17 protein-coding genes are annotated in these 12,476 nt (G+C 37.6%); 9 read left to right on the plus strand and 8 right to left on the minus strand.

Annotated elements, in window-relative coordinates:
- Positions 1 to 36: 36 nt before the first annotated feature.
- From BTOYO_RS11075 to BTOYO_RS11085, 3 genes are all read right to left on the minus strand, one after another.
- Positions 37 to 801, minus strand: coding sequence for a TIGR01457 family HAD-type hydrolase (locus tag BTOYO_RS11075; RefSeq protein ID WP_000276473.1), 765 nt, complete (start codon positions 799 to 801; stop codon positions 37 to 39).
- 108 nt (positions 802 to 909) lie between these two features.
- Positions 910 to 1,542: a helix-turn-helix transcriptional regulator gene (locus tag BTOYO_RS11080; protein WP_000503334.1), complete on the minus strand. Its 633-nt coding sequence runs from the start codon at positions 1,540 to 1,542 to the stop codon at positions 910 to 912.
- A gap of 93 nt (positions 1,543 to 1,635) precedes the next feature.
- Positions 1,636 to 2,076: a DUF86 domain-containing protein gene (locus BTOYO_RS11085; RefSeq protein WP_000273997.1), complete on the minus strand. Its 441-nt coding sequence runs from the start codon at positions 2,074 to 2,076 to the stop codon at positions 1,636 to 1,638.
- Between the two features lie 147 nt (positions 2,077 to 2,223).
- Between BTOYO_RS11085 and glpX the strand changes: the two genes are divergently transcribed.
- The 4 genes from glpX (at position 2,224) to BTOYO_RS11105 (ending at position 4,882) form a co-directional block, all read left to right on the plus strand.
- Positions 2,224 to 3,195 carry a class II fructose-bisphosphatase gene (gene glpX, locus BTOYO_RS11090; protein WP_000439085.1) on the plus strand — a complete coding sequence of 324 codons (972 nt, stop codon included), beginning with the start codon at positions 2,224 to 2,226 and terminating at the stop codon, positions 3,193 to 3,195.
- A gap of 16 nt (positions 3,196 to 3,211) precedes the next feature.
- A complete protein-coding gene (locus BTOYO_RS11095) occupies positions 3,212 to 3,478 on the plus strand; it encodes a DUF3055 domain-containing protein (protein ID WP_000392613.1) in 267 nt (88 codons plus the stop codon).
- A 373-nt stretch (positions 3,479 to 3,851) separates the two neighbouring features.
- Entirely contained in the window at positions 3,852 to 4,349 is a 498-nt protein-coding gene (locus BTOYO_RS11100) for a hypothetical protein (RefSeq protein WP_023441094.1), read from the plus strand.
- 11 nt (positions 4,350 to 4,360) lie between these two features.
- Positions 4,361 to 4,882 (plus strand): GNAT family N-acetyltransferase, encoded by a 522-nt coding sequence (locus BTOYO_RS11105; RefSeq protein ID WP_000935789.1) that lies wholly within the window; start codon positions 4,361 to 4,363, stop codon positions 4,880 to 4,882.
- A 10-nt stretch (positions 4,883 to 4,892) separates the two neighbouring features.
- Here BTOYO_RS11105 and BTOYO_RS11110 read toward each other — a convergent pair whose 3' ends face one another.
- Entirely contained in the window at positions 4,893 to 5,195 is a 303-nt protein-coding gene (locus BTOYO_RS11110; protein WP_000435941.1) for a YutD family protein, read from the minus strand.
- 118 nt (positions 5,196 to 5,313) lie between these two features.
- Here BTOYO_RS11110 and BTOYO_RS11115 point away from each other — a divergent pair, with 118 nt between their 5' ends.
- Positions 5,314 to 5,892, plus strand: a complete 579-nt coding sequence (locus BTOYO_RS11115; protein WP_000744139.1) for a YhcN/YlaJ family sporulation lipoprotein — start codon at positions 5,314 to 5,316, stop codon at positions 5,890 to 5,892.
- Between the two features lie 32 nt (positions 5,893 to 5,924).
- Here BTOYO_RS11115 and BTOYO_RS11120 read toward each other — a convergent pair whose 3' ends face one another.
- Positions 5,925 to 6,659, minus strand: a complete 735-nt coding sequence (locus BTOYO_RS11120) for a MerR family transcriptional regulator (protein WP_000178763.1) — start codon at positions 6,657 to 6,659, stop codon at positions 5,925 to 5,927.
- A 182-nt stretch (positions 6,660 to 6,841) separates the two neighbouring features.
- On the opposite strand from BTOYO_RS11120, the gene BTOYO_RS11125 reads away from it, so the two are divergent.
- Entirely contained in the window at positions 6,842 to 7,657 is an 816-nt protein-coding gene (locus BTOYO_RS11125) for a YhfC family intramembrane metalloprotease (protein WP_002039875.1), read from the plus strand.
- A 152-nt stretch (positions 7,658 to 7,809) separates the two neighbouring features.
- Here BTOYO_RS11125 and BTOYO_RS11130 read toward each other — a convergent pair whose 3' ends face one another.
- A complete protein-coding gene (locus BTOYO_RS11130) occupies positions 7,810 to 8,250 on the minus strand; it encodes a hypothetical protein (RefSeq protein ID WP_002104427.1) in 441 nt (146 codons plus the stop codon).
- A 140-nt stretch (positions 8,251 to 8,390) separates the two neighbouring features.
- On the opposite strand from BTOYO_RS11130, the gene BTOYO_RS11135 reads away from it, so the two are divergent.
- Both BTOYO_RS11135 and BTOYO_RS11140 read left to right on the plus strand, forming a co-directional pair.
- Positions 8,391 to 8,945: a histidine phosphatase family protein gene (locus tag BTOYO_RS11135; protein ID WP_001033547.1), complete on the plus strand. Its 555-nt coding sequence runs from the start codon at positions 8,391 to 8,393 to the stop codon at positions 8,943 to 8,945.
- 74 nt (positions 8,946 to 9,019) lie between these two features.
- On the plus strand, positions 9,020 to 9,499 hold the full coding sequence (locus tag BTOYO_RS11140; protein WP_000272757.1) for a YbaK/EbsC family protein: 480 nt from the start codon (positions 9,020 to 9,022) through the stop codon (positions 9,497 to 9,499).
- A 20-nt stretch (positions 9,500 to 9,519) separates the two neighbouring features.
- On the opposite strand, the gene lipA is transcribed toward BTOYO_RS11140, so the two are convergent.
- Positions 9,520 to 10,416: a lipoyl synthase gene (gene lipA / locus BTOYO_RS11145; protein WP_000166369.1), complete on the minus strand. Its 897-nt coding sequence runs from the start codon at positions 10,414 to 10,416 to the stop codon at positions 9,520 to 9,522.
- Between the two features lie 189 nt (positions 10,417 to 10,605).
- Between lipA and BTOYO_RS11150 the strand changes: the two genes are divergently transcribed.
- The gene (locus tag BTOYO_RS11150) at positions 10,606 to 11,589 is read left to right on the plus strand and encodes a M23 family metallopeptidase (RefSeq protein WP_000944667.1); all 984 of its coding nucleotides are present in this window, start codon (positions 10,606 to 10,608) and stop codon (positions 11,587 to 11,589) included.
- 153 nt (positions 11,590 to 11,742) lie between these two features.
- On the opposite strand, the gene yunB is transcribed toward BTOYO_RS11150, so the two are convergent.
- A complete protein-coding gene (gene yunB / locus BTOYO_RS11155) occupies positions 11,743 to 12,474 on the minus strand; it encodes a sporulation protein YunB (RefSeq protein WP_002093086.1) in 732 nt (243 codons plus the stop codon).
- Between the last annotated feature and the right edge of the window lie 2 nt (positions 12,475 to 12,476).

The following is a 12,476-nucleotide window of genomic DNA, read 5'->3' on the forward strand; positions in this document are numbered from 1 at the left end:
AAAAACAGGTAACCTCTTCCGGTTACCTGCATTTCATTACATCTTCTCAATCCACTCCGTCAAGTTATGCACAACTTGCGTCGGTTGAACTTCGTATTCTGTTAACTTCTCCACAGTTGTGACTCCAGTGTGGACAAGAAGGGTATGCATACCAGCATTTACTCCCGCTAAAATGTCCGTATCGTAGTTATCCCCAACCATTAATGCCTCATCTTTTCCTATGCCAAGCACTTTTAATGCTTGTTCCATAATGATTGATTCTGGTTTTCCAATAAAGATTGGCTCCACACCTGTTGATACTGTAACAACTGATGTTAATGAACCGTTACCTGGTAATAATCCACGCTCAGTTGGAATAGCAATATCTCCATTTGTAGAAATAAACGTTGCACCGTTACGTACAGCAAGACATGCTTTTGCTAATTTTTCATATGTGATGTCGCGATCTAAACCAACAACAACGAAATCAGGGTTTTCATCCACAAGTTCAAATCCTTTTTCCACAAGAGCATCATGTAAGCCTTCTTCACCAATCATGTATACAGTTGCATCTTGTTTACGTTCATAAATGAAATTCGCTGTCGCCATACTCGTTGTGAATACTTGCTCTGCTTTCGCTGGAATATCGAAACGAACAAGTTTTTCTGCAACTTGTTCTGGTTTACGAGTTGAGTTATTCGTAACGAATAAATACGGAATGCCGCGCTCTCCTAATGCTTTCACGAAGTCGCTTGCTTCTTCAATTTGTTCTTCACCACGATACATCGTACCGTCTAAGTCAATTAAATAACCTTTATACATCTATTATGTCTCTCCTTCTATGCTAGAGTTCTCATCTATCATACCACTCTTATATTACCCCCTTTTCCAAAAGAAAAAAACGCTTTACCTTAAAGCGCCCCAGAACGTTCATTTTTTCTCTTTTACTTGGTAAGAACAACTACAATCACCCTCGCACATGTTTGCTAGCGTATTTACATCTGCATTCGCAAATAAACGCTTATACATCTCTTTTTCATCTGCACATACTTGCGGGAATCTCTCTGCAATTTCCTTTAACGGACAGTTTTGCTTTTCAATTACGAAAGAGTTCTCTCCATCTCTCTTTATTTGAACCATATAACCATTTTTCTCTTGCATTGCTGCTACCTCTTGTACTTTATATGCTAAGTTCTTTTGATTACTGATTCTCTTTTGCAATTTTTCTTCCATTCGCTTCGTTCTTTCTTTCAAAACGTAACGAAGTATTTTTTCATCGCCCATTCGAGCTAAATCTTCTAGCATATCAATCGCAAATTGCTTATATTCTTTCGGGAATGTATCTTCTCCCTTTTCACTTAACCCATACAAATAAGTTGGTCTTCCGACATGTTGCCTGACCATCTTAGAATAAATGAACCCATCTTTCTCAAGATTACTTAAATGTCTTCGGATCGCCATTTCTGTAATCTCTAAAACGTCAGCTAATTCTGCTACCGTATGCTCTCCCTTTACTTTCAACAATTGGACAATCTCGTCTTTCGTAGTACGTGCTTCCCCCATGCTTTACCCTTCTCCCTTCTCCCTTTTCCCTTTTCTTTCTCACATACAATATAAGATCCCCAAAAGGTATTCCCGGGGATCTCATAAGCATAATTATTCTGGTACAAATGCAGATACAGGCCCTAATTCCTTCTCTAAATAACTGCGAATATTTGCCGGGTAGTTCTCTACCACCGCAATATGTTTTTGAATCGTCTTATATAATTCATCATGATTCATTTGAATATAATCTTGCGTAAGCATTCTTCGAAGAAGGATAATTTCTTTCATTCCTTGTCCTTCTTCTGCACTTATCACTCGCTCATCCATTAAAATATCGATAATATCTTCATAGCTTCCTGGATCGCGCATAATAAATCCATCAATCATCGCATTCCCTACATCTAATATAGTATCAATCATAAGATGGGCTATGCGCTCTAATGCATAAAATTCAAACTCGGTTTCATATATCTTCTTCTCTTGAAATGTATTTGTTGCTCGTTCTAAACATACTAGCATTTGTTCTATTTTTTTTCTGTCTACGAAGTACATTCATGTCACCTACCTGGAAATTAAAGCATTTACATTTTAATTGTAACGCTTTCTTCTGAAAAAATCGACAATTTTTCGAATTCACCTTTTCTCCGTTATTTGTTATAGTTATATTTGTATGATTTTTGAAATTGGAGGAATGAAATCTTGGAACGTGAACTCGCACTAGAAATTGTCCGTGTAACAGAAGCAGCAGCATTAGCATCCGCACAGTGGATGGGCCGCGGAAAGAAAAATGAAGCAGATGATGCAGCAACTACAGCTATGCGTGATATGTTCGACTCAGTAAACATGGCAGGTACAGTTGTAATTGGTGAAGGAGAACTTGATGAAGCACCGATGTTATATATTGGTGAAGAACTAGGAACAGGTAACGGTCCAGAAGTAGATATAGCCGTTGATCCATTAGAAGGTACAAACATCGTTGCAAAAGGTCTTGCAAACGCAATGGCAGTTATCGCAATCGCAGATAAAGGAAACCTTCTTCACGCTCCTGATATGTACATGGAAAAAATCGCGGTTGGTCCAAAAGCAGCTGGTAAAATTAGCTTAGATGATCCAATTGAAAAAACAATTGAAATTGTAGCAGAAGCTAACAATAAAAAGATTCGTGATCTAACAGTTATCATTCAAGAACGTGAACGTCATCAAGATATTATTGACCGTGTTCGTGCAAAAGGTGCACGCGTGAAATTATTTGGTGATGGCGATGTTGGTGCATCAATCGCAACAGCACTACCTGGAACAGGTATCGACTTATTCGTAGGTGTTGGCGGAGCTCCAGAAGGCGTTATTTCTGCAGCAGCATTAAAATGCCTTGAAGGTGAAATGCAAGCTCGCTTAGTTCCAATGAACGAAGAAGAAGAAGCTCGTTGTCGTGAAATGGGATTAGAAGATCCTCGTCAACTTCTTATGTTAGATGACTTAGTATCTGGTGATGATGCAATCTTCTCAGCAACAGGTGTTTCTGCTGGTGAGTTATTAGACGGCGTGAAATTCCTTGGCGGAGATTTAGCTGAAACATATTCTATCGTTATGCGTTACAAAACAAGAACAGTACGTTTCATTAAAACGCATCACCATTTAGATCATAAACCACACTTAAACTTAGATATTTAATAAAGGAGCCATGTGTATGGAAGAACGTTTCTTTCTGTACGACGATACTGTCGCTACAAAAACTCGTTTCGTTAGCTTTATGGGAGAAAATGAGCGTCATGATTTAGCGCTTTTATACTCCGATCGTCATTACGGTAAAACAATTGTCCTTGATATGCAGAGCAATAAATTTGCAATCATCGGTCCTGACGATTTAAACGAACCAGGCTACTTAGAGCACGCATTTTCTATGACTGAAGAAATTGCAGAAGAATTACGCTCATTTTTATTTGAACTTATATAACTTATCTCAAACACCAGCTATTTTAGCTGGTGTTTTTTCACTTTAATTATTTTGAATTTTCAATCTCTCGTGGTATACTTATGTACAAATCTATTTGGATAGAAAGGACGTTATCTACGTATGCCAACATTTACTTTGTAATGGACCAGCAATTGGATAGCATTACTCTCAAAAAAGCACCGTGCTTTTTCAAGGGAGTAGTCTGCCCATTCCCATTACAAAGGAACGTAACGCATCTGTAGTATGATGTTTACGGAGGTTCCTCTTTGGGGAACCTCCTTTTATTTTTGTCTACTTCTCATGTCTTCATACTACAAGACATCCAAATAGCTGTATTACGTTCCTTTACCACTACTATAAGAGGTGAAGGAAAATGCAGAAAGTACAACTTTCTTGGAGTTTATATGAAAATCAGCAAAACACAATCGAAAAATATTGTAAAAATTGCGGACGTAATACCCTATTTACTGATACGAATATTCGCAGGCATAACGCCAATGGAAAAAACATATACCGCTTTGCCATTTATAAATGCCCGAACGATCATACGTGGAATCAAAAACTGCGCATTTATAAATCATTTACTGATCATGTGGAAACAATCGATATGATTCAGCAAGACCAAACAGAAACGACTACTACCATTTCTATGACACAACATAAAGAAAGTGGCATAGTTGAAATCACGATTGTATTAGACATCGTTTTTGGCTCCCACCGAATTGATAAAGTGTTATCCACATATATTTCAGATTGGAGCCGTACTACCATTGTGGATAAAATTAAAAGTGGGGATATTCAATTGAACGGACAACAAATGAAACCAAATAAACAACTCTCTGAAGGCGATTATATTTCAATTTTTTTATAAGGAGGTGCCTCATGCTAAACGTGAGAAAAGGTACGATGGATTTATTAGAAGGATTAGATAGAATGTATACAGAATGTAAAAAAGCGCTCTTACAAAATCAAATTTACCAATGGGATGATTCTTATCCAGCTCGAGAACATATTTCCTATCACTTAGAACAAGATGAACTCTATTGCTTGTTTGAGGATGATTCACTCGTTGGTGCTGTCGTGTTAAACGAGTGGCAGTCTCCCGAATATAAACGAATTGATTGGTCAGAAACAGACGGACGCTTTCTTATCGTCCACTCTTTCGTTATCCATCCTCTCTCGCAAGGAAAAGGATATAGTAAAGTACTTTTATCTTTTTGGGAAAGTGAAGCAAGACGGAAAGGTTACAATGGCATACGCCTAGATTGCTTTACTCGCAATCCGGTTTCATTAAGTCTATATGAAAAAAACGATTATATTTGCCGAGGTGCTGTTTATTTTGAAAGTAAACAGCCTCCTCACAACTGGTATAATTGCTATGAAAAAATCCTCTTACAATCGTAAGAGGATTTTTTTATTTCTTCACTTTTCGTAATACGAAGTGTGCACAACCGAAGTTACAGTACTCGTATAAATACTCTGATAAAGTACTAATTTTCGTATCATATGTCGCACGTTGGTTACTATCATCAAAGAATCCGCGCAATCTAAGTTGCTCATATCCCCAGTCTCCAACGATATAATCATATTTATTTAAAATTTCTGCATAGCGCTCTTTAAATGCTTCTTCACTAAAACCGTCACGAAAGTTTTTAATTACTTCGTACTGAACATTATTAATGCTCACCGTAGCATGAATTTCTTGCTTTTGCTCCATCATTAACTTCCTCTCTAAGCATTCTTCTTTTTATCGTATCACAAAGCATAACAACCAACAATTTCAAATACAAAAAATTGCAAATTAGTACATGCTATGGAGAAGGAGGTGATACATCGTGAAAAAACAAATTTTACTTTCCCTTCTCACTCTTTCCCTATTTGCAGGCTGCCAATCAACGAATAAAGCCGAAATGGAACGTGAGGAAGGAAGCCGTGTTCTTGTTTCCAACAAAAACGACATGTATCATACGGAAAATACAAATACACGATTAACGAGAGTCGGTTATTCATCTAAACAAAAGCATGAAGTATCTAACAAACAAGTAGGGGCCATTAACCGTGAGAAAGTTGCTGAAATGATTACAAGCATGACAGTCAAACTTCCTGACGTTACAAACGCTGCTACGCTCGTTACCGATGATGAAGTATTTGTTGTATACCGTGCAAACACAACGAATCCGAAACTCGTAGCGGATCAAGTATATAAAGCTGCTTTGTCCATCGTTCCTCGCTATTATAAAGCATATGTATCGACAGACCAAAAGTTGATTTCTCAAATTCAAGGACTGCAATCTGGTGCATTAAATGATACAGAATATACGCAAAGCCTCGATATGTTAAAACGGGAAATGAGTAAAAATCCTCATTTGAACAATACAGAGGATCAGACTTTAAATGATATGATTAAAAAGTAAACAGGTGGAGAAAACCTCCACCTGTTTTACTTTTATTTTTTATTACGATCCGCATAAACCTCCATCGCATCACACATAAACTGTGCTAACCCTTCGCCAAACTTATCAATATTTTTCGTGAAGCGCTCATCAGCGACGTACATTTGACCGAGTCCCTTGAAGGCTTCTAATGAATATTCACCAAAGTTTTGCAAGTAATCATACCATACTTTAATAGCTTCTTGTGCCTCTTTAGAATCAGGTGCACCATGTCTAAGCGCCGCTAAATTTCTGTAAATAGTATTAAACTCTTCCTGATTCTCTTTTGACATACCTTTTGCATATTCGTTCGCTTTATCTACAGCTGTATCTCCCCATCTTTCACGCGCTTCTTCTTCATATGGGTTATGGCTAAAATCAAATCCTTCAAATTTCTCTTTGTTCGTCATTTCAATCTCTCCTTTTGTATGCTGAATTGTTTTATCAATCGTCGCAATCACCTTATCTAACCTCGCACGTTTTTCAAGAAGCATTTTCTTATGAAGCTGTAATGCTTCTTCGCGATCAAATGACGGACTCATGATAATTTCTTTAATTTTCTTCAAAGGGAAGCCTAGCTCTTTAAAAAATAAAATTTGCTGCAGTGTCTCTAAATTTTCGTCAGAATACAGACGATATCCAGATTCTGTCGTCTCGTCTGGGGTTAACAACCCAATTTCATCGTAATGATGCAGTGTGCGCACACTAATTCCAACTAAATCAGCTACTTCTTTTACTCTCATTGTCATTTGTATCTCCCCCTTAATACATACGATAAAGTATGACGCAACGTTAAAGTCAATAAGTAAATTCATTTTATCCCTCTATTTGCGAGCAGTAATACCCTCACCTCAAAATTCGGGGAATAGACAACACTCCCATTGATTAAAGTTTCAATTTATCTCTAAAAGTTTCATCTCTCCCATATTTCATGCATAATAGATATGTACATATATTAGAAAGCGGTGAAAGTATGGTTTCAAATACTGTAATTGCCAGCATCATTATGCAACTCGTTGTTTCGGTTCTGGTCCCAATTATTGTACTCGTTTATTTCCGTAAAAAATATAATATTAATTGGAAAGTGGTCGGAGTTGGTGTTCTTATCTTTATCGGATTTACCCAAATTCTCGAAACACCATTTCATCTATTTATGCGCGGTAATCCAGCAATCGCTCCATTTTTAGAAAATCCATTTGTCTTCGCACTTTATGGCGGGCTAACTGCTGGTATTTTTGAAGAATTAGGACGCTTCGTTGCCTTCTTCTTCCTACTAAAAAAATATCTAGAATATAAAGATGGCTTTGCTTACGGAATTGGTCACGGCGGGATAGAATCTATTTTAGTTGGCGGATTCTCTGCATTGCAAACTCTTATATTCGCAAATGCTATTAACGATGGTAGCTTCGCTCAAATGGCAGAAAAACTACCTCAATTAAATCTTGTAAAGGACATGTTAATCGAGCAGCCTGCCTATTTTTACTTCCTTGGTAGCGTAGAAAGAATTATGGCACTCGTATTGCAAATTGCCTTTACAATGCTTGTTTTATACGCAGTAAAACAAAAGAAGTACATCTTCCTTGTATATGCTATATTATTCCACGCATTTGTAGACTTTTTCGCAGCACTTTACCAAACAAAAACGATCAACATCTTTGTTGCAGAAGGGATTACTCTTCTACTAACAATTTGTGCTCTCGTTGTGATTCGCAAAATGAAAGTGAAATTAATGAGTGTGCCGGAGTAAAAAATAACCCACCAGTTGGTGGGTTATTTTTTACTCCGCACTAACGGGCAGTAGGACTCTCACCTCAAAGTTCGGCAAATGCAGAGAAGTTAGGCGGGAGATCAACTACCCGATTGGTTCAACTAATAATCAGTGGACAAATCCCCCACTGATTAAAGTTTCACTTTATAAGGATTATCACAATGATGATAACTTTTGCCCTCTTGCAGCTCCCTCTTTGTTTCTGCATCTATAACGATATACTTATGAAACTCTTCTACTTCATTTTGAGTAAAAGAAGCAAAGAAGTACACTTGGCGATCAGGGTGAACAAAAAAATCTTGAAGCACCACTCTACTTCGACAACCGACAGCTGTTTTTTGTAGGAAAGAAAATTCTTCATCAGGCACTTCTTTAAATGAGATTTTTTTACGAACACTATATGCTACATTTTTGTATTCTTTATAAATTTTCTTATCTAACTGTTTATAAAACACATCCTCACTCACAAATGGCTTATTTCGATTACTTGGATAATCTAACTTTTGATTGGATTCTGCATATGTTGTGGATAATTGCATAAGAAAACAAATAATGAATACAATGCACATCATTTTTTCATAGTGACACCTCAATTTTTTTTATCCACATTACTTTTCCACATACTTAAATCGCTAGTCCGTTTCCAAGAAAAAGGAATTTTTTCCACATTTGTCGAAGTATATAGCGTCAACTTGAAAGATGGGGATGAATTATGAATAAAATTATTGTAATACGACATTGTTCCGCAACTGGACAAAAACGTGATGCCGAATTAACGACTGCCGGAAAAAATCAAGCTAATATCCTTGCTACATTCCTTTTAGAAAATCAGATACAAATAGATCATATTATTTCGAGCCCATTTGTCCGAGCTATCGATTCTATTCGGCCCTATGCGCTCCAAGCTAACCTATCTATCGAAGAGGATGAACGATTAGCTGAACGTATATTAAGCAACGTTCCGATGGATGATTGGATGCCAAAACTAGAATCTACTTTTACAAACATAGATATTGCCTTTTCAGGCGGAGAGTCAACAAAACAAGCGACGGACCGTGCTATATCGCTTATCCAAGACGTTTTAAAATTAAACCATACTACAACACTACTCGTTACACATGGAAACTTACTTACACTCATTTTAAAGCACTTTGATCATACGATCGGCTTTAATGAATGGAGAACTTTAACGAATCCTGATGTTTACGAAATTACAATTGGTGAACAAAGTATCATAAAGCGATTATGGGAAGCATCGTCCAAGTAGTATCCCTTTCCAAAACACTCAGTTGACGCCACGAGAAGAGACTGTATTAACAATAGAGAGGGGTATCATTCCATATGTATGAAGATGTACTTTCTTTACTACATAAAACAAATATTTCTTATGAAAAGTTTGAACACGAGCCAGTGCTTGATTATGAGACAGATCGTATCGTGCGTGAAAGACTCGGTTTGCAAGGTACTCCAAGTAAAAGCTTATTTTTAAAATCAAAATCCGGAGATTATTTCGTATTTTTTACGTTAGAGGGTACTCGGCTCGACCGAGGAGAAATGAAAGAAATAACAGGAGAAAGCTTATCACTTTGCTCTCCACATGAGTTACGAGAAAAAACTGGTTGCACCCCTGGCTGTGTAGCTCCTTTCGGTTATTCACAAGATGTAACGATTATTGTGGATAGTTCCATTTATACGTACGATAAAATTTTGATTACACCTGGTGTACCCGAATTTACAATTGAATTATCCACAGAGGAATTAAAAAAAATTGTATTCACATGCCCAAATACTGTTTTAGAGTACAAACAAAAAGAGAGCTAATGGTTAGCTCTCTTTTTTCATTATTTGGCTTCTGCTGTTTTTTCTTTTGCAGAACGTACTTGCTCGTCCGCATGATAAGAAGAACGTACAAGTGGGCCAGCTTCACAGTGGCTAAATCCTTTGCTAAGTGCAATTTCTTTAAGCTCTGCAAATTCTGCTGGTGGGTAATATTTAAGAACTGGTAAATGCTTCTTAGATGGTTGTAGGTATTGCCCAAGAGTTAAAATATCCACATTGTTTGCACGTAAGTCATCCATTGCTTCAATTAAATCTTCTCTCGTTTCACCTAAGCCCACCATAATGCTCGATTTAGTTGGAATATCAGGCTGCATTTCTTTCGCTCGACGTAAAAACTCTAATGAACGATCATATTTTGCTCTAGCGCGAACTCGGTCAGATAATCGACGTACTGTTTCAATGTTATGGTTTAAAATATCTGGTTTTGCATCCATTAACATTTTTAAGTTTTCTTCTACTCCACCCATATCAGATGGTAATACTTCGATAGACGTGAATGGGTTTTTACGACGTACTGCTCGTACTGTTTCAGCAAAAACAGCTGCTCCCCCGTCCTTTAAATCATCACGTGCAACCGCTGTTATAACGACGTGCTTTAAGCCCATTTGTACTACTGAATCTGCTACGCGTTCTGGTTCTTGTAAATCAAGCTCAGTTGGTAAGCCTGTTTTAACCGCACAAAAACGACAAGCACGTGTACAAACCGCACCTAAAATCATAAATGTTGCTGTTTTTCTTACAGCCCAGCATTCATGAATATTCGGACATTTTGCCTCTTCACAAACGGTATGAAGATTTTTAGAACGCATCATTTTCTTTAAGCCTGTATAGTTTTCATTCGTGTTTAACTTAATTTTCAACCATTCGGGCTTGCGCTTATATTCTGTTTGTTTTGTCATGGTTATCAACTCCGCACAATATGAAATAGTTTACCGTGTTCGCTTCTTTCAATGTAACATATCTATTCTAACGTATGAAAGCGATTTGCTCAAATGAAGATTCTAAGATTTTTTCCAATCGTTCCCTATAATGAAATACTCCGTATATCCCACACTAAAAAGAGTGATGTTGTGAAAGGAGTCTATTTCATGCTTCGAAAAATTTCTCTTTTGCTTTCAATTTGCTTTCTTCTCCACCAAAACATCGCTTACGGTGAAGATAATCAGCAAAGCATATACGAAAAGCGCATGGCACTATATAAAGAAACCGAGCAGTCTTCAGGCATTCCGTGGTATTACTTAGCTGCAATGGATCAATATGAAAGAAATATACGGAGCGTAAGAAAAGATATTCCGAAAAAACCAGATGCCATCATTTCCCTTTATTTCAAACCAGAAATATGGGCTGGACCTATTAATAGTAACGATACTCTCCCCCATACAATTTCTCTATTTGGCGGAATAGGTTTAGATGGTGACAAAGATGGATTTGCAAATGCAAGTAGCGACCGTGATCTTCTGCATACCGCAGCGACTATTTTAAGGAAACAAGGAACGTCAGAAGACCGTATTAAAATTATGCTCTGGGAATATTATAGACGTGCAAAAACAGTTGATTTAATTAGTGAATACGCCCGAATTTATAAACATTATGGACGTATTAATTTAGAGGGAAATGCTTTTCCTCTCCCAATTCGCAGTGACCATAGCTACCGTAGTACTTTCGGCGCTGGAAGAAGTTTTGGAGGAAGAAGAGTTCATGAAGGAACCGATATTTTTGCAGGATATGGTGTACCAGTAAGATCGACTTGCTATGGCATTATTGAGACAAAAGGATGGAACCGTCTTGGTGGATGGCGTATCGGCATTCGCGATCTGCATAATAATTACCATTATTACGCACATTTAGGCGGGTTCTCAAAAGAAATACAGCTTGGACAAATTGTTGAGCCAGGAAAAGTAATCGGATTTGTTGGTAGCACCGGTTATGGACCTCCTGGTACAGCCGGAAAATTTCCGCCCCACTTACATTTTGGCATGTATAAAGACAATGGCTATACAGAATGGGCCTTCGATCCATACATGCATTTAAGCTTGTGGGAACGCAAAGAACGAGCAAATACAAAACGATAACCGTAGCAGATTGCTACGGTTATTTTTTATCCCGCTATTTGCCCGGCAGTAAGATCCCTACCTCAAAATTCAGCGAAAGCAAAGGCGTTCGGTCGGTTGGGGATCAACTGCCCGTAAAAGCCCCCCACTGATTAAAGTTTCACTTTATATTCGCTAACTATCCGTTTTCTTTTTATCCGGTACAACAACGCCACCGCTTCCATAATAAGTAGGCACTTCTCCTTGAACAATGCGCGTTGCAATCGGAACATCTTGTTTCACTTTTATTTCTTTCGTATGAAATGGAATAATCACTTGCAACGTTACTTCCATCTCCATAACAATTTGAATCGCTGTATTATTAATCCCATGCGGCTCAATTTTTTGTTTAATATCCGTGTTTACATGACCGATTGTCGTGAAATCAATCGGAATATCTGGCCCCAGATGTCCGAGAAGCACATTATCCGTTACACGACCAAAAGGAACTGCCATAGTCGCCCCGTTTTTTTCAGAAATACCTAGCTCCTTCAAATTCCCTTGTTCTACTTGCTGTAAATATTTTTCTATGTATGTGGTCGTTGATGTTACGATTTCATTTACTTGCTTTGTATTTAAATTAATTGTAGATACTCTTCCGTTCCGATCCGTTTGTACTTTCATTAATGAATCGACGTCGAATCCTTCATTAATTCTATCCTTTACCGCCTTCGTCATGACTGCTGTCGCCATTTTATGCGTCTCTACTTCCCCATATTTCATTAACGTTGGCTGAATGCTGTTATTCACAATCCATAATCCTTGCATTAGTAATATCACAAAAAGAATAAACGACATAAGCAGTATGTACCGAAAGGAAATAGGTCCCCTTCGAAACCGCGAATTTTTCGAACGAAATATGCTCATAA

Source organism: Bacillus toyonensis BCT-7112, from assembly GCF_000496285.1.
Taxonomy (GTDB): Bacteria; Bacillota; Bacilli; order Bacillales; family Bacillaceae_G; genus Bacillus_A; species Bacillus_A toyonensis.

Excerpts from the sequence above, each read along its gene's own strand:
- BTOYO_RS11085 (WP_000273997.1), bottom strand. The coding sequence starts at position 2,076 with ATGTACTTCGTAGACAGAAAAAAAATAGAACAAATGCTAGTATGTTTA.
- BTOYO_RS11080 (WP_000503334.1), bottom strand. The coding sequence starts at position 1,542 with ATGGGGGAAGCACGTACTACGAAAGACGAGATTGTCCAATTGTTGAAA.
- BTOYO_RS11075 (WP_000276473.1), bottom strand. The coding sequence starts at position 801 with ATGTATAAAGGTTATTTAATTGACTTAGACGGTACGATGTATCGTGGT.
- BTOYO_RS11140 (WP_000272757.1), top strand. The coding sequence starts at position 9,020 with ATGTATGAAGATGTACTTTCTTTACTACATAAAACAAATATTTCTTAT.
- BTOYO_RS11125 (WP_002039875.1), top strand. The coding sequence starts at position 6,842 with ATGCATAATAGATATGTACATATATTAGAAAGCGGTGAAAGTATGGTT.
- BTOYO_RS11150 (WP_000944667.1), top strand. The coding sequence starts at position 10,606 with ATGCTTCGAAAAATTTCTCTTTTGCTTTCAATTTGCTTTCTTCTCCAC.
- yunB (WP_002093086.1), bottom strand. The coding sequence starts at position 12,474 with ATGAGCATATTTCGTTCGAAAAATTCGCGGTTTCGAAGGGGACCTATT.
- BTOYO_RS11100 (WP_023441094.1), top strand. The coding sequence starts at position 3,852 with ATGCAGAAAGTACAACTTTCTTGGAGTTTATATGAAAATCAGCAAAAC.
- lipA (WP_000166369.1), bottom strand. The coding sequence starts at position 10,416 with ATGACAAAACAAACAGAATATAAGCGCAAGCCCGAATGGTTGAAAATT.
- BTOYO_RS11105 (WP_000935789.1), top strand. The coding sequence starts at position 4,361 with ATGCTAAACGTGAGAAAAGGTACGATGGATTTATTAGAAGGATTAGAT.
- BTOYO_RS11120 (WP_000178763.1), bottom strand. The coding sequence starts at position 6,659 with ATGACAATGAGAGTAAAAGAAGTAGCTGATTTAGTTGGAATTAGTGTG.
- BTOYO_RS11135 (WP_001033547.1), top strand. The coding sequence starts at position 8,391 with ATGAATAAAATTATTGTAATACGACATTGTTCCGCAACTGGACAAAAA.
- BTOYO_RS11095 (WP_000392613.1), top strand. The coding sequence starts at position 3,212 with ATGGAAGAACGTTTCTTTCTGTACGACGATACTGTCGCTACAAAAACT.
- BTOYO_RS11110 (WP_000435941.1), bottom strand. The coding sequence starts at position 5,195 with ATGGAGCAAAAGCAAGAAATTCATGCTACGGTGAGCATTAATAATGTT.
- BTOYO_RS11130 (WP_002104427.1), bottom strand. The coding sequence starts at position 8,250 with ATGATGTGCATTGTATTCATTATTTGTTTTCTTATGCAATTATCCACA.